Here is a 20423-nt window from a genome sequence, read left to right on the forward strand (position 1 = left end):
ACAAGAATACCCTCATGTACACACAGTTCTTCGGCCTCTCGGAACATCCGTTTTCCATCTCGCCCAATCCCAAATACCTCTATATGAGCGAGCGCCACGGCGAAGCCCTTGCTCACCTCAACTATGGATTGCAAGATGGCGGCGGCTTCGTACTGCTGACCGGTGAAGTCGGCACCGGCAAGACTACCGTCTCCCGCTGCCTGCTGCAGCAGCTGCCCGCCGAGACCGAGATCGCCTATATCCTCAACCCCTCTCTGACCGAACGGGATCTGCTGGCCGCCATCTGCGACGAGTTTCAACTCCCCTATCCCGAAGATGCCGGGATCAAGCGGCTGTTTGACCTGATCCGCGATCACCTGCTGGCCAACCTGGCAGCAGGCAAGCGTAGCGTGGTACTGGTGGATGAGGCGCAGCACCTGCTGCCCGGGGTACTGGAGCAGTTGCGTCTACTCACCAACCTCGAAACCGACGAACGCAAACTGCTGCAAGTGGTGCTGATCGGTCAGCCCGAGCTGCAGCAGATGCTGCGCCAACCCCTGCTGCGTCAGCTGGCCCAACGCATTACCGCCCGCTATCACCTGTTGCCCCTGTCGCACCCTGATGTGGATGCCTATGTCCGTTTTCGCCTGCAGGTGGCTGGCTGCGTGCAACCGATTTTTACCCCCAGAGCCATCAAGACACTCCACCGCCTGAGTGGCGGCATCCCCCGTTTTATCAACCTCATCTGCGATCGCGCGCTGATCGCCGCCTTCTCCCGTGGCAGCTACAAAATAGTACATAGCGATATCAGTCAGGCCGCGTTTGAAGTAAACGGGGTGCGCGACGAGGGGAGCTGGATCTCGGGTCTGATGATAACGCTGGCGGGCGCCCTGCTGGTGGCCGCAGGTTGGTGGGGCTGGCAACTCTTTGGCGTATTGCCCGAGCGCCCGGTGGTCAAGGTCGAGGTGCCAGTCACCGTCGACGAGACCGCCGAGCAGCAGGAACAACTCACCGAGGCGATCAATCAGGCCATCGATCCCGATAGCGCCATGCAGAATCTTTACAAAGTCTGGGGCTATGAGGTCGACTCTTTTGAGGCGACCTGTGACAACGCCCCTCGCGCTGGCCTGCGCTGTCAGGAGGGTGAGGCGAGCCTCGATGAACTGCGCGCCCTGCAACACCCCGCCATGATCACCCTGACCGACGAGACTGGTGGTATCTACTACGCGACCCTGGTCAATCTGGGGCCGAGCAAGGCCAGCCTGATGATCGGCAGCCAAAGCTGGCAGGTGGAGCGGCAGTGGCTCACCGACAACTGGGGTGGCAGCTACACCCTGCTCTGGCGCATGCCCAAAGGGGGTGTCAGCCTGATTGCCAGTAATGCCGGACAAACCCAGATCCAGTGGCTCGACAACGCCCTGAGCCGTGCGCTGCAACAGCCCGAACGCAAGGTGCGCCGTTTCGATGGCGAGCTCAAAAACAAACTGCAGCAGTTCCAGCAAGATCAGGGACTGACCCCCGACGGCATCGCAGGCAGCAATACCCTGTTGCGCCTCAATGTCCACTCCGGTGAACCCATGCCCAGACTGGAGGATGCCTCCTGATGTCCACCCTGCTCAAAGCGCTGCGCCGCGCACAGCAACCGCAACAGAGTGCCCATATCCCCGCCATGGGTTTGCCAATGCCCCGTGAAGAAGAGCGCAACCCCCGCCGCATCGGCTGGCTGCTCGCACCGTTGGCGCTGCTGCTGGGGGTTGCCGCCAACTATGGCTGGCATCTGCTGCACAATCGCCCCATTGAGGAAAAAGTGGAAGTAAAGGAGGTGATTACCCCTCCCTTCGTGCGGGTCGAACCCAAGGCGATGATCACTCGGCCGCTGCCGCCCCCCTTGCCAGAGCCGGTGGTACAACCCAAAGCGGTGGCCAGAAACGACGCAGCCAACCAGGGCCAGGCCCCCTCTTTGAGTCTGGCCGAGCAATTGATGCGGGCTCTCAACGATACCCCGTTGCAAGAGACCCCCGGGGCATCCGCTCAGAACGTACAACCGGCCCAATTGATGGCACTGGCTGCTGCCCCGCAGTCGATACGCCAGCAAGTGCCGACACTGAGCTATGGCTCCCATCTGTTCTCATCCAATGCGGCCAAGCGGGCCGTCGTGCTCAATGGCCGCGAATACCGTGAGGGCAACGAAGTGGCGCCCGGCGTACACCTTGCCACCATAGAGCAGCAGTACATTGTGCTGGATGTGGGTGGACAGAGCGTCACCCTCAAGGCGCTGCAGGATTGGCGCGGATAACTCATAAATTGCACAGGCTTATCGCTGGCACCATCTTGGCGAGCATCAGGCGGGCATGTAGTGACGCAGGCTGTTACTTTTATCAGCACCCATTCAGGCTTAGTGTGATGAAATATTCATTTTTGCTTATTGGCGTGCTCAGCGCCGTTGTGTCGCAGCCACCGGCCGTACACAATATGCAGCCGACCCAGAACCTGGAATTTGTTGATTAATATGACATTACGATTCAGGGATGAGATCTTGACCCTACTGGCCCAGTGCCGGCGGCTCCCCATGACCAGAGTCACCCAGGTGATTTTTCTGGTATTGCTGCTGATGCTGGCGCAACAGAGCGCCGCCCTCACCTGGCGTCTGCTCACTCTGGCAAGCCCGCAAACCAGCCAGCCGTGGCAACCAGTGCCGGTAGCCACTGCCAGCCAGAGCGGTCCACGCCTTGAACTGGGAGAGATAAGCCGTCTGGCCCTGTTTGGCAAGGCGATCCCCAAGGCGCAGGCAAAAGCCGCCGCCGTGGCCGCCAACGCGCCGCGCACCCAGCTCAATGCCCAGCTCAACGGGGTGTTGGCGAGCTCAGAGCCCGCCAAATCCATCGCCATCATCGCCATGTCCGGCATTCAAAACTCCTATGGTGTCGGTGATATGATTGACGGCACTCAGGCCAGGATCCGCCAGGTCTTCTCAGATCGGGTGATCATCGAGCGGGATGGTCGTGACGAAACCCTGATGCTGGACGGCGAGGAGTACGGCAAGCCGCTGCCACAAACCGGTAACGCCGCACCGCTTGGCGCCCTGCGCAGCGAGCTGATGACCGATCCGGGCAAGATCACCGATTACCTCAATATTTCACCGGTTCAGGTGGATGGCCGCATGACCGGCTATCGCCTCAATCCGGGCACCCATCCGGAATTTTTCAACCAGAGCGGGCTGCAGGCCAATGATCTGGCCATCAGCATCAACGGGCTGGATTTACGAGACAACATGCAAGCCATGCAGGCCATGCAGCAGATGGCGGGTGCCACCGAACTGACAGTGACCGTCGAGCGACAGGGCGAACAGTTCGACATCTATGTGCACTTGTCAGAATAATGATTTGGAGTCGTACCAATAATGACCACTAAAGGGAAATGCTGGCGTCTGGCCACTGTCGCAGCGGCACTGATGATGGCGGGCTCAGCCTGGGCCACCGAATATTCAGCCAGTTTCAAGAACGCCGAGATTGAAGAGTTCATCAATACGGTGGGCAAGAACCTCAATAAAACCATCATCATAGAGCCATCGGTGCGCGGCAAGATCAACGTGCGCAGCTACGACCTGCTCAATGAGGAGCAGTACTACCAGTTCTTCCTGAGCGTGCTCGACGTCTACGGCTTCGCCGTGGTGCCGATGGACAACGGGGTGCTCAAGGTGCTGCGCTCGCGGGATGCCAAAACCTCCGCCATTCCGGTGGTGGATGGCAGCAACCCGGGGGTGGGCGACGAGATGGTGACTAGAGTAGTACCAGTGCGCAACGTCTCGGTCCGTGAGTTGGCCCCATTGCTGCGCCAGCTCAACGACAACGCCGGTGGTGGCAACGTGGTGCACTACGAGCCCTCCAACGTACTGCTGATCACCGGCCGCGCCGCCGTGGTCAATCGGCTGGTGGAAGTGGTCAACCGGGTCGACCGCGCCGGAGATCAGGATGTGGACATCATCAAGCTCAAGTTCGCCTCTGCCGGCGAGATGGTGCGACTGGTGACCAACCTCAACAAGGATGGCAGCCCCCAGGGCGGCACCGCCTCCCTGCTGCTCTCCCCCAAGGTGGTGGCCGACGAGCGCACCAACTCGGTGGTGGTAAGCGGTGAACCGAAAGCGCGTGCCCGCATTATCCAGATGGTGCGCCAGCTCGACCGCGACCTGCAAAGCCAGGGCAATACCCGGGTCTTCTATCTCAAATATGGCAAAGCCAAAGACATGGTCGAGGTGCTCAAGGGGGTCAGCTCCAGCATCGAGGCCGACAAGAAAGGCGGCGGCGCCACCACAGGTGGTGCCAGCATCGGCGGTGGCAAGCTGGCCATCTCCGCCGACGAGACCACCAATGCGCTGGTCATCACTGCTCAGCCGGATGTGATGTCCGAGCTTGAGCAGGTGGTCGCCAAGCTCGATATTCGCCGTGCCCAGGTGCTGGTGGAGGCGATCATCGTCGAAATCCAGGATAGCGATGGTCTGAACCTCGGGGTGCAGTGGGGCAATGCCAATGGCGGGGGTACCCAGTTTACCAACACGGGCCTGCCACTCGGTGGCGCTATTGCCGCAGGCAAGGATTACCAGAATGGCAAGCCTGAAACTGCAGCCAAATTGCTGGACGGCTTCAACGGCATGGCTGCTGGCTTCTATAAAGGGGATTGGGCCATGCTGTTGACCGCCCTCGCCTCCAATACCAAAAACGATATTCTCTCCACCCCGAGTATCGTCACCATGGACAACAAGGAAGCCTCATTTAACGCGGGTAAGGAAGTCCCGACCCAGACAGGCAGCCAAAGTTCCACCAGTACTGACAGCATCTATAACACCATCGAATACAAAACTGTCGGGACCAAGTTGACCGTCACCCCACAGATCAACGAGGGGGACTCGGTGCTGCTCAATATCGAGCAGGAGGTCTCCAGTGTTGGCAAGCAGGCTGAAGGTACAACGGGTCTCGGCCCGACCTTTGACACCCGTATCGTCAAGAATGCGGTGCTGGTCAAAAGCGGCGAGACCGTGGTACTGGGCGGTCTGATGGATACCCAGACCCTGGAGGAGATATCCAAAGTGCCACTGCTTGGCGATATTCCGGTGCTGGGCTATCTGTTTCGCTCTACCTCGAACACCACCACCAAGCGCAATCTGATGGTCTTTATCCGCCCGACTATTTTGCGCGATGCCAACGTCTACTCCGGTATCTCCAGCAACAAGTACTCCCTGTTCCGTGCCGAGCAACTTGATTTGGCCGCCGAGGAACGCTATCTCACCTCACCCAAACGCCAGGTGCTGCCTGCTTATGGCCAGGATGTGATGATGTCGCCAGAGGTGCAAAAACAGATTGAGCTGATGAAGGCTCACCAGCAGGGAACGGCCGACAGCACCCGCTCGGTTGTCCAGGGTCAGCCCTGATGAGTGCCTACCATCTCGATGGGGGGGTAGGCCCTGCGCCCCTGCCCGAGCTGCCCTTTGCCTTTGCCCGCAACTTCGGGGTGATCCTGATGGAGCGGGCGGGCTTGGCGATATTGCAGTGCCGCCCCGGCGTCACCCCGCAAGCCCTGCTGGAAGTGCGGCGGGTGGCGGGCTGTGCCTTCACGGTAGAGCAACTGGACAACGACACCTTTGAAGAGCTGCTGATGGCCCACTACCAGCGCGACTCTTCCGAAGCGCGCCAGTTGATGGAAGATCTCGGCAACGAGATGGACTTCTTTGCGCTGGCCGAAGAGCTGCCGCAGAGCGAAGACCTGCTGGATGCCGATGACGACGCCCCCATCATTCGTCTCATCAACGCCATGTTGAGCGAAGCGATCAAGGAAGAGGCCTCCGATATCCATATCGAGACCTTCGAGCGGGCCTTGGTGATCCGCTTTCGCATCGATGGGGTGCTGCGGGAGATCCTGCGCCCCCATCGCAAACTGGCCTCGCTGCTGGTATCGCGGATCAAAGTGATGTCGCGGATGGATATCGCCGAGAAGCGTGTACCGCAAGATGGCCGCATCTCATTGCGTATCGGCGGCCGCGCGGTCGACGTGCGGGTTTCAACCATGCCGTCGAGCTACGGCGAGCGGGTTGTGCTCCGTCTGCTGGACAAAAACAACGTGCGCCTCGAGCTCAAGCAGCTCGGCATGACCAAGCCCAACCGCACCATCATCAGCGAACTTATTCGCAAGCCCCACGGCATTATTTTGGTGACCGGCCCGACCGGTTCAGGCAAGTCCACCACCCTCTATGCGGCGCTCTCGGAGATCAACTCGCGGGATCGCAACATCCTCACGGTGGAAGATCCCATCGAATATGACCTCGAAGGGGTAGGCCAGACCCAGGTCAACAGCAAGGTGGACATGACCTTCGCTCGCGGTCTGCGCGCCATCTTGCGCCAAGACCCTGACGTGGTGATGGTGGGGGAAATCCGGGACCTGGAGACCGCCCAGATCGGGGTACAAGCATCCCTCACCGGTCACCTGGTGATGTCAACCCTGCACACCAACACCGCCATCGGTGCCATCACCCGGATGCGGGACATGGGGATCGAGCCCTTCCTGCTCTCCTCATCCCTGTTGGCGGTGCTGGCCCAGCGACTGGTGCGCACCCTCTGCCCCGACTGCCGCGCCCCGCGCCCCATCACCGAGCAGGAGCGGCTGGCGATGGGCATCGAGCTGGCCCCCGATCAGCAGGTGTGGCGCCCGGTGGGTTGCGAACAGTGTAACCACACCGGCTACCGTGGCCGGACCGGCATTCACGAACTGGTGGTGATCGACGAAGCTGTGCGCGAGGCAATCCACAGTGCCAGCGGCGAACTCGCCATCGAGCGGCTGATCCGTGGCCACACCCCCAGCATTCGCCGCGATGGCATCGACAAGGTCCTCAAGGGGCAGACCAGCCTCGAAGAGGTACTGCGCGTGACCCGGGAAGATTGAGATGGCGGCATTCGAATATAAGGCCCTCGACAACAAGGGGCGCAGCAAGAGCGGCGTGATGGAGGGCGACTCGGCCCGTCAGGTACGCCAGCTGCTGCGTGAGCAAGGGCTCACCCCCCTTGAAGTGAACGAAACCACCGAGAAGGCGAAGCGGGAGGCGACCCGTTTTGCCCTGTTCCGGCGTGGTGCCAGCACCGCCGAGCTGGCCCTGATCACCCGCCAGCTGGCGACCCTGGTCGGTGCCGGTCTCACCATCGAAGAGGCGCTGCGAGCGGTCGCAGAGCAGTGCGAGAAGGCTCACCTGCGCAGTCTGGTGGCCACGGTGCGCAGCAAGGTAGTGGAAGGCTATTCGCTGGCCGACTCGCTGGGGGCCTTCCCCCACGTATTCGACCAGCTGTTTCGCTCTATGGTGGCGGCCGGTGAAAAATCGGGCCATCTGGAAAAAGTGCTCAACCGGCTCGCCGACTACACCGAGCAACGCCAGCACATGCGCACCAAGCTGCTGCAGGCGATGATCTACCCGATCGTGCTCACCTGCGTGGCGGTCGGGGTGATCTCGATCCTGCTCACCGCCGTGGTGCCCAAGGTAGTGGCCCAGTTTGAACACATGGGTCAGCAACTGCCGGCTACCACCCGCTTTCTCATCGGCACCAGCGAACTGATGCAGCACTATGGCCTGTGGTTCCTGCTGCTGATCTTCCTCGGCAGCTTTGTCTGGCGCTGGTGGCTGACCGATGAGAAACGCCGCCGCCACTGGCATCAGGTGATCCTTGGCCTGCCAGTGATTGGTCGGGTCAGCCGCGGTCTCAACACCGCCCGTTTCGCCCGCACCTTGAGCATTCTCAACGCCAGTGCGGTGCCATTGCTGGAGGGGATGAAGATCTCCGGCGAAGTGCTCTCCAACGACTTTGCCCGCACCCGTATTGGTGAGGCGGCAGAGCGGGTGCGCGAAGGTACCAGCCTGCGCAAGGCGCTGACCGAGACCAAAATTTTTCCACCCATGATGCTGCACATGATCGCGTCGGGCGAGCAGAGTGGCGAGCTCGACAGCATGCTGGAACGGGCGGCGGACAACCAGGATCGGGAGTTTGAATCCCAGGTCAACATCGCCCTCGGGGTGTTCGAGCCGCTGTTGGTGGTCTCCATGGCCGGCGTGGTGCTGTTTATCGTGATGTCGATCCTGCAGCCGATCCTCGAGCTCAACAACATGGTGAATATGTAATTTTCCGGCGTTCGACAGGGAACCTGTCGACCCCACCCATTGATCAATCTCTGATGGGCCATCCCATCTCATTCGTTACGGAGCAACTCATGAACAAACGTCGTCAATCCGGTTTTACCCTGCTGGAAGTCATGGTGGTCATCGTGATCCTCGGCATTCTGGCCAGTCTGGTGGTGCCCAACCTGATGGGCAACAAGGAGAAGGCAGACCAGCAGAAAGCGGTATCCGATATCGTGGCGCTGGAAAACGCCCTCGACATGTACAAGCTGGACAACAACCGCTACCCGACCACCGAACAGGGGCTGGACGCATTGGTAACCAAGCCTTCCATCGATCCGGCGCCGCGCAGCTACCGCGATGGCGGCTACATCAAGCGCCTGCCGCAAGACCCCTGGGGCAACCAGTACCAGCTGCTGAGCCCGGGCCAGTTTGGCAAGCTCGACATCTTCTCCATGGGTCTGGATGGTGAAGCAGGTACCGATGACGACATCGGTAACTGGAACCTGAAGGATTTCCAATAAGTGATTTGCCACCACCGTACTCCTTGTGAGCTGACTGCATGAATCGGTCTCTCTCCTCTCGTCGCCAATCCGGCTTTACCCTACTGGAGGTGCTGTTGCGTAGTGCCGCCATGCTGGCGGGGTGGCGCTATATCGCCACAACGCGGCCAGGAGCTGCGCGATGAAGCATTCTCGCCAAACTGGTTTTACCCTGCTGGAGGTACTGCTGGTCGCCATGCTGATGGGGCTGGTAGCTACCGCTGTCACCCTCAGCATGGGGGGTGCCAGAGGGGATCGGGAGCTGGACAAGCAGGCGCGCCGACTGATGGCGACCCTGCAGCTGGCGCAGGAGTATGCGGTGATGGATGGTCGGCTGGTGGGCATTCGCATCGAGGATAACGGCTGGCAATTCATGCAGCGTCAGGCCAAGGATCGCAAGTGGCTGGCCCTGACCGGCGACAAGCAACTCGGTCCGGTGCAACTGCCCGAAAATATGGTGCTGGCGCTGGAGCTGGAAGGCTTTGGCTGGCAACCGAACCCCGATGAAAAAACCGAACAGAAGCGTGACGAGAAAGAGCGTACACCGCAACTGCTGGTCTTCCCGGGCGGCGAGCTGAGCCCGTTTGTACTCACCTTCACCCAGCAGGATGACGACGTGCGCTACACCCGCATCGTCAAGGGGGACGAGTTCGGTCGCCTGACCCTGCTCACCGGTGATGAAGATGAAGAGGTGTCCGAGTGAACGCCCGTGGCATGACCTTGTTTGAGAAAGGTGTGATGGTGGCGCCACCTATGTGCCAACAACACGCCCAACGGGTGGCGCTATGAACGCCCGTGGCATGACGTTACTCGAAGCGATGGTGGCGCTGGCGATCTTTGCCATCGCCGGTCTGGCGGTGATGAAAACCGCCAGCGAGCACCTCTCTGCACTCAACTATCTGGAGCAGAAGACCCTGGCCAGCTGGGTGGTGGAGAACCAGCTGGTACAGCAAAAACTCGAGAACAAGTGGCCCCGCAGTAGCTGGGTCGAAGGGGACGAGCAGATGGCAGGCACTACCTGGTACTGGCGCTATCGTGGCGTGGCCACCAATGACAATAATTTTCGTGCCCTCGATATGGAAGTGCGCACCGAGGCCAAAGCCGACAGCCCGGTGGCCATGATGCGGACCTATATCAGCCGATGATTCAACACCCTATCCGCACGACTCACCACGTCCGGCCAGCTCGTCAGGGCGGTTTTACCCTGCTCGAGATGCTGGTGGCGATCGCCATCTTCGCCAGCCTCAGCATGGGTGCCTATCAAGTGCTGCAGGGTGTGCTCACCAGCGATGAGGTGGCCAAACGCAAGGAGGCTCGCCTCAATGAATTGCAGCTCGCCTTCACCCTGCTGGAGCGAGATGTCACCCAGATGGTGCCGCGCAGTGGTCGCATCGAGGGGGAGAACAGCAAAGTGCTGCTGGCGGCGTCCCGTTTCGGCCAGCAGAGCGATGACTGGGGCATGGCCTTTATGCGCAGCGGCTGGCTCAACCCCGATGGCATGTTGCCCCGCTCTCATCTGCAGCGGGTTGGCTGGCGCCTCAAAGATCAGAAGCTGGAGCGGCTCAGCGATCTCTATCCGGATCCGGTGATCGGCAACGAGCCACGGATCCAGCAGGTGTTGACCGGCGTCACGGCGTTTCGCCTCTATTTCTACGACAAGGGCAACTGGAAAGAAGGGTGGACCCAGCGCAGCGTGCTGCCCTACGGGCTGGCGGTGGAGCTGGATCTGGAAGATTACGGCACCATTCGCCGTCAATTCCTGATTGGGGCCGGTGGCCAGCGAGTCGAAAATGCGAACTAAGCGCCCCTCACCACCCCGCCGCCAGGGTGGCATGGCCCTGCTGGTGGTGCTGCTGATCCTCTCGATTATGGTGATCATCGCCAGCAACATGAGTGGTCGCCTGCAGCTGGAGCTGCGCCGCACCGCCAACATTACCACCGGCAAACAGGCCTGGTGGTATGCCCTGTCGGCGGAAGCGCTGGTGAGCAAGGTGCTGGCGCAGGATTTCAAAGATAACCCGGAAGTGGTCAATCTCAGTCAAAACTGGGCCCGCAAGAATACGGTGTTTCCGGTAGATGATGGCCAGCTGCGGGGTGAGGTAACCGACCTGCAATCCTGCTTCAATCTCAACAGCCTGAGCTTGCCCCCCAAGGAGGGCAGCAGTGGCGAGGAGCTGGAGCAACAACCCTATCCGGTACAGGTGTTTCGCGAGCTGCTCAAACAGCTGGCGATGGAGGAGTATGAGGCGGCCCAGCTCACCGATGCCATTCGTGACTGGACCGACAAGGATACCGCGCTGGTCTCGAGCCTTGGCGCCGAAGATGCCTACTACGAGGGGCTCAAGCCTCCCTATCTGACCGCCAACCAGTTGATGCTGGGCAAGGACGAGCTGCGGGCAGTACGCGGAGTAACGGCCAGGGTCTATGCCAAACTGGCCCCCTACGTCTGCGCCCTGCCAAACGACAAGTTGAAGATCAATATCAATACCCTGGCCCCCGAGCGCCCCGAGTTACTGGTCGCCCTCTATCTGGGCAAGATTGAGTTGAATGACGCCAAACGGGTGCTGACCGAGCGCCCGACCAAGGGGTGGAAAGAGCCCAAGCTGATGACGGATCAACTCACCTCGGCCGACTCGGTCAAAGGGTTGAAAGAGGCGCTGGTAGTCAAAAGCGACTTCTTCGAAGCCCGTATGGTCGCTGAAGTGGGCGATAACCGGGCCTGGCTCGAAACCCTGTTCCAGCGGGGCAAGGACAACAAATTGGTGATGCTGCGCCGCCTCAATGGTGGCGCCGAATAAACAGCGTATCCGCGGGCATCTGGTCGCGGGTACAAGAGGTTTTGGCTGCAGCCTGCGGGCTGCGCACTGATCGTCCCCTTGAGGCCGAACAGTATCGCAGGAGAGAGATGCGTGAGCGAAAGTCTGGTCATCCGACTGGGGACCAATAAACAACAACCCGTGGCCTGGCTGGTCTGGTCAGGTCAGGAGCAGGAGATCATCGCCTCCGGCACCCTGCCCTCGGCCGATGCACTGACAGAGCTGCAAGAGCGGGCCGGTGGCCGCCCCGTGGTCACGCTAGTGCCTGGCAGCGATCTGGTGTTCCGGCGTGTTACCCTGCCGGGCCGTTACAACAACCAGTCGGCGGCGGCCCTCCCCTACCTGCTGGAAGATCAGATCGCCTCCGATGTGGAAACCCTGCATCTGGTAGTGCTGGCCAATGACGGCCCACAAGTCGATCTGATGGCGGTGGATCAGCAAAAGATGAATGAGTGGCTCGGCTGGCTCGAGGCTGCCGGCATCAAGAGCCTGCAACTGCTGCCCGATGTGCTGGCGCTGCCACCGGCCGCTGATGGCTGGTCTGCCCTGCAGCTCGGCAGCGAATGGCTGGTGCGTCAGGGCCCCTGTCAGGGGATCGTCGCCGACGAACCGCTGCTGGCCATGTTGCTGGCAACCGAAGCCGAACCGGTCACCATCCACAGCCACACCCCGCTACCCACCATTGCCGCCGCCAACTGGCAGGCGGCAGAGCCCGAACTGCCGATGCTGCTGCTGGCCAAGGGAGCACTCAGCTGCCGCGCCAACCTGCTCACTGGCCCCTACCGGCCACAGACCGAATATGCCCGCTACTGGTTGCAGTGGCGCAAGGTGGCCATCACCGCTGGCCTGTTGCTGCTGGTGGCCCTCGGCCAGCGCGGGGTGCAGCTCTATCAGCTCACCGAACAGGACAAGGCGCTGAAAACGGAGATCCGTGCCGTCTATACCCGCATCTTTCCGGGCGAGAACCGCATCGTCAACGTGCGCAGTCAGATGACCCAGCACCTCAAGTTGATGGGGCAAACACCGCAAAACGGCGTGCTGCTGATGCTGACCGAACTGGCCCCCACCTTTGCCGAAGTGCCTGGCCTGAAACCGCAGGTGATGCGCTTTGATGCCAGTCGCCGCGAGCTGCGGCTACAGGTCACCGCCCCCGGCTTTGCCGAGATCGAGCGGTTCCGCGAGCTGGCAGGCAAGCAATTCGAGGTACAGCAGGGCGAGGTGCGCAGCACCGAGGGCAAGGTAGAGGGTTCACTGGTGCTCAAAGGTAAATCATCATGATGGAAAAATTGCAGGGCTGGTGGCAGGGCATCAGCGCACGGGAACAGCGGTTGGTGGTTGTGGGCGGTGCCCTGCTGCTGGTCGGCCTCTGCTACTGGAGCATCTGGCAGCCCATCGCCAACCGCATCGCGGAGCGGGAGCGGCAGGTGCAGAACCAGCAGCAGACCCTGGCCTGGCTCAAGGAGAAGGGTGAAGAGGTGCTGGCCATGCAAGGTGGCGCGGGGCGCCAGATCGACACCAGCGGCACCCTGGAAGGGGTGGTCAACCGCACCGCCTTCAACCACAAGATCAAGATTGCCCGGCTGCAACCACAGGCACAGGAGCTACAAGTGTGGATCGACACTGTCCCGTTCGATGACTTGCTGCTGTGGCTCGCGACGCTGGTGGAGCAACACGGCATTCAGGTCCAAATCATCGAGATCGCCCGCGAGGGGCTGGCCCCCGGTCTGGTCAAGGTCAGACGTTTGCAGCTGAGTCGTCCCCAATGAAAAAACGCATCCTGATTGCCAGCTTCTTTCTGGCGGCCTATTTGGTGTTTCTGCTGGCCACCCTGCCTGCGGCACTGGTGGCGCGATATCTGCCGCTGCCCGCTAATGTCGCCAACCTGCTGAAACTGGAAGGGGTGAGCGGCACCCTCTGGAACGGCCAGGCAGCCCGGCTGCAATATGCCAGCGAATCGGTGAACCAGCTACGCTGGGATCTCAACGGTTGGTCGCTGCTGCGCCTCGCCCCCGAAGTGACCCTTCGCTTTGGCGATCGCAACGGGCTCAACGGTCAGGGCGTTGTCGGCTGGAATGGCGCCGCCTTTGGCCGGGATCTGACCCTCAACGCCCCCGCCCCCTGGTTGCTGAGCCGGGTGCCGATGCGCCTGCCGATCCCGATCACCGTCACCGGCCAGCTGCAACTCAAAGTGGATCAATTTGCCCAGGGCAATCCCTGGTGCGACAACCTCTACGGCAACCTCGACTGGTATAACGCCAGCGCCGATACCCCGGCGGGCAAACTGGATCTGGCAGACCCCGAGGTGAAACTCACCTGCCTCGACTCCAAACTGGTGGCCGAACTCAAGCAGGGATCCGATGCCGTACAGACCATTGGTCGCCTCGAGCTGCAACCCAATGGCCAGTATCTGTTCCAGGGCACCCTCAAGCCTGGGCCCGAGCTGCCAGAGCAGATGCAGCAGGGGCTCCCCTTCCTCGGCCAGCCCGACAGTCAGGGCCGCTTCCCCCTACGCTATCAGGGCCGGATCTAACGCCCTCCCCACCGACCCCGGAGCCACTCCGGGGTCGGCTTTTTTACCCTTTTGTGTCCTCTCCTCTTATTGCCCTCGCTCACTCACCGCCCACGCTTGTGATTGCCCTACTTTCCCCCATCAGCACAACCGTCACATCACGAGAAAGCCGAACATCAATCAGGTTGCATTATTTATCGAGTCAGAGCTGCCAGTTATTGATTTTTATATCCAAGCTATGAGCAGCTGCACCATCCATTCCGTAGCCAATATGCCAGGTACTGTTTATTACGATATAATCACTACCCTTTTCGCCCGGCCCGCACGGTTAGCCCAAGAGTACACAAGATGGAAATAAAGCTGCACCAAAACGCAACCACTACGCCCCGGACCCGCAAATATATCCAGACCTCAACCAAATCCGATGCCGCTCTTGCCGAAGAACTGAGCATCTCGATTGATACAGTGAGACGCTGGCGCAATCGTGATGATTGCTATGACAAATCCCATAGACCGCGCACTATCCATCGCAAGCTGCAACCGGAGCAAGAATGGCTGGTGTTGTTTCTCCGCCATCGGTTACACCTATCTCTCGATGAGCTGCTTGAAGTCACACGTTTACTGATCCGCGCCGATGTCTCACGGGCAGGCTTAAGTCGCTGCCTGCAGAAACATCAACAAGACCGGTTAAAAAAGCCTGACCCAGCATCTGAATTAGGTCGAATGTGGCTGGATGCTGTCTATCTCCCGGCTGGGCTAGCAGCTAGTCAGCCTTTGCTACTGATGCTCACGGAGCAATTTACCGGCCATATCTCATTTGCCCTCTGCGCTCCGGAAGAGCAGGAACAGACCCTGAATGGCTTTGCCAATTATCTGCAAGAAGGGCTGCCCTACGCGCTCAAGAGCATTGAGGTGACCTGTCTACTCCCCGAAGTGCAGGCAATGGCAAGCCGACTATGTAAACAAGTCACCCCCACCCCTCTGCCGGTATCAAATGAGCTGATCGGCTCGACAACATTGTCTAACTCACTGGCAGACATTCTGGCTGGGGAGCGTTTTGACAAACGCCTTAATCTAGGCGCAGTGTTACTTGAGTACGAAGATATCCTCAACCACAGGGTATTACGTACTCGCTTGAAAAGCCTTACACCTAGCGCCTACATCCGCCAATTGCAGCAAAAATGCTAACGTTGACTTCCAAGCACAAACTGTTCGAGCTTGATGTAGTCGGCAATGAGAAGAGGGAAGCATAACGCCTCCCTCTTTTAACCTTCGGCCTGACAACAGAAATGCCTTAGCAGGCCATTGCCGCTGATTGGCTGCGGCTTGTCGCTACAGGCGGTAAACGACGATGGATCGCAATCATCTCTTGGGTCAGATCCATCAGCAAGACCGCATTCATCACATGATCCTGAGCGTGTACCATCACGATCTGGACTGGCAATTTTCCCTCTCCAGCATCAGCTTCAATCAATTGCGTTTGCACCGCATGTGCGGCATGGAGTGCACAACGAGCCTGCTCGACCAACTGCTCAGCTTGTTCAAATTCCCCATTACGTGAATGCCTCATGGCCTCCATCAACATGCTGCGGCAACTACCTGCACTGACAATCAGGGTCATGACCTGTTCTTCTAGCTCCATGATTGCTCCTTAGATCAGCGTCAACGCATGGTCGAGGATCTTTTCCCCATCCAGCATCCCGTAGTGCATCATATTGATAGACTCGACTTTTTTACCATATTGAGCGGCTTGTTCCTTGCAAGCTGCCAATTTATAGCTAATTTGCGGGCCCAGCAGTGCACAGTCAAACGACTGTATGGCTTCTTTGAACTCCTGCATACCTTTGGCCTGAATGTCGATCTCAAGTTGACGGCGAGCCGCTACATCCTGCATTTTTTTTACTACCAGACTGGTAGACATGCCCATATCACATACCAATAAGATCTTTTTCATTATTAACTCCTTCGGCTCACCCATTCATGGCGGGAGCGATTTGCTGGATTAGAAATTCCGTCAACAAGGGGATAGGACGACCACTGGCCTGGGTATAGTCACCACGGCGCAGGGCGGTACCACTCACATCCAGATGAGCCCACGGACGGTTGCCACAGAATTTACTCAGAAAATAGCCAGCAGAAACAGCAATAGCTGCGTTGTTAGGGGGCGTATTGGTGAAATCTGCAATGTAGCTCTTGATTTGCGGTTCAAAACTGTCGTCAAACGGCAGCGCCCATAGTCGGTCTCGACTCGACTCAGCAGCCAGGGTCAGGGCCGAACCCAACGCAGGGTCATTGCTCATCAAGCCACTCATGTCATAACCCAGCGCCTTGACGACGGCGCCAGTGAGCGTTGCCACATCGATAATGCAACGAGGAGATAGCTGACGATCCGCAAAGGCGATTCCATCCGCCAATACCAGCCGCCCCTCGGCATCGGTGTTGATGATCTCGACAGTGTGGCCAGCATAGGTTGTGACCACATCGCCGGGCCGCATGGCTCGATCCGTTGGCATATTTTCAGCCAATACCAGTACAGCATCCAGATTGAGCGGCAGCTTCAACCGTCGCACAGTATCAATAAGTCCGAACACCACGGCCGCACCGCACATATCGTACTTCATGGTACGCATACCCTCGCCCTCTTTGAGCCAGAGGCCACCGCTATCAAAGGTGATCCCCTTGCCCACTATCGCGTAAGGTTGGGCATCACCGCCCCCCCGATAACGCAGCAAGACCAACCGGGGCGGATTCAAGCTCCCTTTGCCAACCGCGTGCAATGCACCCAATCCCAAGGTACGGATAGCCTCCTCGTCGAGAATTTCACAGCTGACCTCGTCATGTTGCGCGGCATAGCTCGCTAATTCATCGGCAACACTCACAGGCGTACAATCTTGGCTTGGCCGATCAGCCATGCGCCGGGCAAGTCGCATCCCGCAGCTGATGGCACAAGACTCCTTCAACAGCGCCTCGGCCAATGGATACTGCTCTGGTGCTGCCAGTAGCCGCAGTGCCGGCTCTGCATGGCTGGGGACAGATCGATAACCGAGCAGAGGCAGTTGGTAGAACTGGTTTTGCAACGTGACGATGCAGTGGCGCAACGCAGCCCGTTGCGCCGGGTTTTCCAGCGAAAAGGGGGTGATGTCGAGGGCAATACACTCGGTTCCGTCACCGGGTATGGCACGGATCAATGCCTCGGTCACCTCGCGCAATCCAGCAGATTTCAGCAACTTCTGATGGTCAGCTGCCAGCCAAGTGAGACGTTGACACAACCCCGCCAGCCCGACATCAACAGTGGTGTTCTGACGACAGCTCAATTCAGCCAATAGTGCCGCTATGGGTTGTAAGGCAGGTTGATCCCTATAGCTTTGTAACCCGCTCTGCCACAGCAGCAAATGCGCCGTCGCAGGTAAGTGGGCTGACCAAAGTGCTACTGACGCATCAAGCATGATGAGGTTCCTCCACGGGGGCACTGATACGGGCAAGATATGCATTCAGCCAAGTCTCATCCGCCTCACTGTAGAGGGTATGATTGCCTTCACGCCGAGCCAGAAAAACCGTCGGCGCGAGGGAGTGGTTTGCAACAACAAAAGAAAAGCTGTCGATGTTGGTTGCTGCACCAAACTCACCTTCATGGTTCATACATACAACCGAAAGGTCTCCGGCTCGCCCATAACGGGCCAGCAGACGGGCTTCCAGTTCATAAACTGCAGATTCTGCCGCCATCTGCGGCGTCATCCCCCGCCCCATGCGCTGAACAATCTCGTAGCTAATACAGCCCTTCATTAAATCTTCACCCAGACCAGTAGCCGTCGCGGCCCCCATAGTACTATCAGCATAAAAACCGCTACCGGAAACTGGAGAGTCCCCCACACGACCAGGCCGCTTCATGAAAAGCCCACTGGTTGAAGTTGCCACACAGATCTTGCTACTTTGATCCAGAGTAATGATGCCGACAGTGTCATGTCCTGTGTAAGGGTTTAGACCACGCGCAAGCGTTTCTCGGCATCGCTTGCGATAGTGTTGCATCGCCCGCTCGGTCAACATCTGCTTTTGCTCGAAGCCCTTGTGGATAGCCCACTGTTCCGCACCGCCCCCCACCATGAAACTGTTGAATCGTTCTTCGCTCAGCGCCGCAGCAATCAAAACCGGGTTGGCCAAATTACGTACCCCAGCTACAGCCCCCATAGCCAATGAGTCGCCATCCATGAAGGCAGCATCCAGCTCAACTTCACCATTCTGATTTGGCAGGCCACCGTACCCGACTGACTTGTAGAGAGGGTAATCCTCTACCTGCTTGACTGCTTGTAATACCGCGGAACGGGCATCGCCGTTGTCAGCCAGCAGTCTGGCACTTGCACTCAGACCTTCGTAAGCCATCCGCCAGGTGGCGATAATGCCCCATTGATGATTAACCATTGCTTACCTTCTTATGTGATTGCTGTGAATATGACGGCTCCCCATGACTCTCTGCTGGGCTCTCTGTTGCCTGATACTGGCGATCCAGAACCTTGAGGAAAGGCAGATAAATCATGGCGCCAATCACCAGATTGAATAACTGGATGAGGGCTCCACTCAGATGGCCAGTGACAATAAAACCACTGATGACAGCCGGAAGTGTCCAAGGGATATAAACCCCGGTTGTCGTTGCAACCAGACCCGATGCCATCGCGACATACTGGGTGGTCACCAGTACGACAGGCACCAGATTGAACGGTATCAACATGATGGGGTTCATGATGACCGGAAGACCAAACAGGATGGGTTCATTGATATTGAAGATGGAAGAGCCCGCGGCTAATCGGGTCATTTTCTTGATATGTTGGCTACGGGCAAAAATCAGCATCGCCAAGACCAGCGACAAGGTAGCACCTGAGCCCCCCATCCAGATCATGTCGTAAAACTGCTCTGTGACAACGTGCGGGGGCATCAAGCCGGCATGAGTCGCTGCCAAGTTTTCTGCCTGATTGTCCATCCAGAAGGGACGCAAGATCCCGTTAATCATGGAACCGGAGTTAATCCCGACCGACCACAGTGAGCTGATGCTGAGCACCGTCAAAACCGCGCCAAAATAGGAAGTACCAAAATGGCGAACCGGCATGGCAATAACGGAATAGATAAATTCATGAATGGTGTGATATGCGGTGGATGCAAAGAAGATCCGGATAGCCAGCGCCATAGAGAGAATGATCAGAGCCGGGATCAGGGCAGCAAATGATTTCTGTACCGCTGGTGGTACCCCCTCTGGCATTTTGATCACTATGTTGCGACGCAGGAACAAGGTGAATAGCTCAGTCCAGACAATGGCCCCCAACATGGCAACAAACAGTCCTTTGGAACCAATCCACTCCATCGGAATCACTGCTGCCCCATGCGCATCCACGCTAAATGGTGTCAGGATGAGGAAACAAGAGAGCGACAGAATCCCGGCAGAACTCTTATCGATATCATTACGTTCCGCCAGACGATAGGCCACCAGATAAGAGATAAACAGTGCCATGGTCGAGAAGATGGCATTGAACGGGATCTCAATCGTGGTGCCCCACTGTTCACCAAAGATGGATGCCATGAAGGCTTTGTAGCTGTCGCTGGGGAACGATGAGATGACCAACAATATCGAACCAACGATGATGAACGGCATAAATGAGATGTAGCCATCCCGAATAGCCCCCAGATGACGCTGTTGAGCAAGGCGCCCTGCCAGCGGCATCAATTTGCTTTCTATCAATCCGACCACGCTTTTCATCTGCGTTCCCCAAGCCACTAAAAAAATAAAGCAATCATTCGATACAATGTGTCATGCGTGATTATGCTAATCCATAAAAACGGTTTTTTTCGTGACTTAAATCACGACACCAACACCAAAGTATCACTTGATTGCTGAAAACTTATTGAGCTCCTTATACAGGAGTAAAGGGGCTAAATAGTGGGCTCTCGTCGCTCGAAAGTGGTCTGTTGACCGGGTATCTGTGTTGTTACTTCTTGCGGGGTATGCAGGAGGACGCCCCGCCCCGACCTCATCACCACCCAGTTTGAAGTGGCATGAAGTGAAACTCTGCGCCATCGACACATCACAATGAAGCGGCTGGTTTTGGTCACCACAACTTCAGCTGCGAATAAAATGGTCAATTAGCACACACTTTATTACTGATAGCGAACCTCCGAGCCAAAAAAGAAAAATATCAACCACGTTGCACATTGCTAAAAATGTGATCTCTCGCCAGTTATGAGTGTTTTATATAAAAAGTAGAATGCCATATCTCATGAAAAACTTTAATTACATGAAAAATAACAACTTATTTTTTTGTTGCATCATCTGGATCTGCTGTTTTTTGTGTACTCACTCTGATCCCCACCCTCAAAAATGTGAGCAACGGCAAAACAGATGGTCAACCAAAGACTATTGATATAAATATCGAAATACCCGGTGA

21 protein-coding genes are annotated in these 20423 nt (G+C 58.0%); 16 read left to right on the forward strand and 5 right to left on the reverse strand.

The genetic code is table 11. The annotated features are described in order from the left end of the window. Positions 1 to 14 precede the first annotated feature (14 nt). The 16 genes from CK911_RS11165 to CK911_RS11240 all read left to right on the forward strand — a co-directional run bounded on the left by CK911_RS11165 (position 15) and on the right by CK911_RS11240 (position 15183). Entirely contained in the window at positions 15 to 1583 is a 1569-nt protein-coding gene (locus CK911_RS11165; RefSeq protein ID WP_042020369.1) for an ExeA family protein, read from the forward strand. Then, entirely contained in the window at positions 1583 to 2275 is a 693-nt protein-coding gene (exeB, locus tag CK911_RS11170; RefSeq protein WP_098969972.1) for a GspB family T2SS assembly factor variant ExeB, read from the forward strand. The genes CK911_RS11165 and exeB overlap by 1 nt, the downstream gene beginning before the upstream one ends. 237 nt (positions 2276 to 2512) lie before the next feature. Continuing rightward, positions 2513 to 3358 (forward strand): GspC family type II secretion system variant ExeC, encoded by an 846-nt coding sequence (exeC, locus tag CK911_RS11180; RefSeq protein WP_098972617.1) that lies wholly within the window; start codon positions 2513 to 2515, stop codon positions 3356 to 3358. A 21-nt stretch (positions 3359 to 3379) separates the two neighbouring features. Next, complete coding sequence (exeD, locus tag CK911_RS11185) at positions 3380 to 5404, forward strand: GspD family T2SS secretin variant ExeD (protein WP_098969973.1); 2025 nt, start codon at positions 3380 to 3382, stop codon at positions 5402 to 5404. Beyond that, positions 5404 to 6909, forward strand: coding sequence for a GspE family T2SS ATPase variant ExeE (gene exeE, locus CK911_RS11190; RefSeq protein ID WP_042020174.1), 1506 nt, complete (start codon positions 5404 to 5406; stop codon positions 6907 to 6909). The genes exeD and exeE overlap by 1 nt, the downstream gene beginning before the upstream one ends. 1 nt (position 6910) lies before the next feature. Then, positions 6911 to 8131, forward strand: a complete 1221-nt coding sequence (gene exeF, locus CK911_RS11195; RefSeq protein WP_068976754.1) for a GspF family T2SS innner membrane protein variant ExeF — start codon at positions 6911 to 6913, stop codon at positions 8129 to 8131. An 89-nt stretch (positions 8132 to 8220) separates the two neighbouring features. Then, entirely contained in the window at positions 8221 to 8652 is a 432-nt protein-coding gene (gene exeG, locus CK911_RS11200; protein WP_042020172.1) for a GspG family T2SS major pseudopilin variant ExeG, read from the forward strand. A gap of 38 nt (positions 8653 to 8690) precedes the next feature. After that, the gene (locus CK911_RS21590; RefSeq protein ID WP_301337394.1) at positions 8691 to 8816 is read left to right on the forward strand and encodes a type II secretion system protein; all 126 of its coding nucleotides are present in this window, start codon (positions 8691 to 8693) and stop codon (positions 8814 to 8816) included. Then, entirely contained in the window at positions 8813 to 9373 is a 561-nt protein-coding gene (gene exeH, locus CK911_RS11205; protein ID WP_098969974.1) for a GspH family T2SS minor pseudopilin variant ExeH, read from the forward strand. The genes CK911_RS21590 and exeH overlap by 4 nt, the downstream gene beginning before the upstream one ends. 82 nt (positions 9374 to 9455) lie before the next feature. Further along, on the forward strand, positions 9456 to 9815 hold the full coding sequence (gene exeI / locus CK911_RS11210) for a GspI family T2SS minor pseudopilin variant ExeI (protein WP_098969975.1): 360 nt from the start codon (positions 9456 to 9458) through the stop codon (positions 9813 to 9815). Continuing rightward, the gene (gene exeJ, locus CK911_RS11215) at positions 9812 to 10471 is read left to right on the forward strand and encodes a GspJ family T2SS minor pseudopilin variant ExeJ (protein ID WP_098969977.1); all 660 of its coding nucleotides are present in this window, start codon (positions 9812 to 9814) and stop codon (positions 10469 to 10471) included. The genes exeI and exeJ overlap by 4 nt, the downstream gene beginning before the upstream one ends. Next, entirely contained in the window at positions 10461 to 11468 is a 1008-nt protein-coding gene (gene exeK / locus CK911_RS11220; RefSeq protein ID WP_083220973.1) for a GspK family T2SS minor pseudopilin variant ExeK, read from the forward strand. The genes exeJ and exeK overlap by 11 nt, the downstream gene beginning before the upstream one ends. A gap of 111 nt (positions 11469 to 11579) precedes the next feature. Continuing rightward, positions 11580 to 12764 (forward strand): GspL family type II secretion system protein ExeL, encoded by a 1185-nt coding sequence (gene exeL, locus CK911_RS11225; RefSeq protein WP_098969980.1) that lies wholly within the window; start codon positions 11580 to 11582, stop codon positions 12762 to 12764. Further along, the gene (gene exeM / locus CK911_RS11230) at positions 12761 to 13252 is read left to right on the forward strand and encodes a GspM family type II secretion system protein ExeM (protein ID WP_098969982.1); all 492 of its coding nucleotides are present in this window, start codon (positions 12761 to 12763) and stop codon (positions 13250 to 13252) included. The genes exeL and exeM overlap by 4 nt, the downstream gene beginning before the upstream one ends. Next, positions 13249 to 14016, forward strand: coding sequence for a GspN family type II secretion system protein ExeN (gene exeN, locus CK911_RS11235; protein WP_098969984.1), 768 nt, complete (start codon positions 13249 to 13251; stop codon positions 14014 to 14016). The genes exeM and exeN overlap by 4 nt, the downstream gene beginning before the upstream one ends. Before the next feature lie 327 nt (positions 14017 to 14343). Then, positions 14344 to 15183 carry a helix-turn-helix domain-containing protein gene (locus tag CK911_RS11240; protein WP_098969986.1) on the forward strand — a complete coding sequence of 280 codons (840 nt, stop codon included), beginning with the start codon at positions 14344 to 14346 and terminating at the stop codon, positions 15181 to 15183. Positions 15184 to 15289: 106 nt separating this feature from the next. Here CK911_RS11240 and CK911_RS11245 read toward each other — a convergent pair whose 3' ends face one another. The 5 genes from CK911_RS11245 to CK911_RS11265 are packed head-to-tail and all read right to left on the reverse strand — an operon-like array spanning position 15290 to position 19738. Then, positions 15290 to 15637, reverse strand: coding sequence for a PTS lactose/cellobiose transporter subunit IIA (locus tag CK911_RS11245; RefSeq protein ID WP_098969988.1), 348 nt, complete (start codon positions 15635 to 15637; stop codon positions 15290 to 15292). 9 nt (positions 15638 to 15646) lie between these two features. Continuing rightward, entirely contained in the window at positions 15647 to 15949 is a 303-nt protein-coding gene (locus tag CK911_RS11250; RefSeq protein WP_075113450.1) for a PTS sugar transporter subunit IIB, read from the reverse strand. Between the two features lie 16 nt (positions 15950 to 15965). Further along, entirely contained in the window at positions 15966 to 17441 is a 1476-nt protein-coding gene (locus CK911_RS11255; RefSeq protein ID WP_098969990.1) for a M17 family metallopeptidase, read from the reverse strand. Further along, positions 17434 to 18411, reverse strand: coding sequence for a N(4)-(beta-N-acetylglucosaminyl)-L-asparaginase (locus tag CK911_RS11260; protein WP_098969993.1), 978 nt, complete (start codon positions 18409 to 18411; stop codon positions 17434 to 17436). The genes CK911_RS11255 and CK911_RS11260 overlap by 8 nt, the downstream gene beginning before the upstream one ends. Continuing rightward, the gene (locus CK911_RS11265; protein WP_098969995.1) at positions 18404 to 19738 is read right to left on the reverse strand and encodes a PTS sugar transporter subunit IIC; all 1335 of its coding nucleotides are present in this window, start codon (positions 19736 to 19738) and stop codon (positions 18404 to 18406) included. The genes CK911_RS11260 and CK911_RS11265 overlap by 8 nt, the downstream gene beginning before the upstream one ends. Positions 19739 to 20423 lie beyond the last annotated feature (685 nt).

Source organism: Aeromonas sp. CU5, assembly GCF_002586745.1.
Taxonomy (GTDB): Bacteria; Pseudomonadota; Gammaproteobacteria; order Enterobacterales; family Aeromonadaceae; genus Aeromonas; species Aeromonas sobria.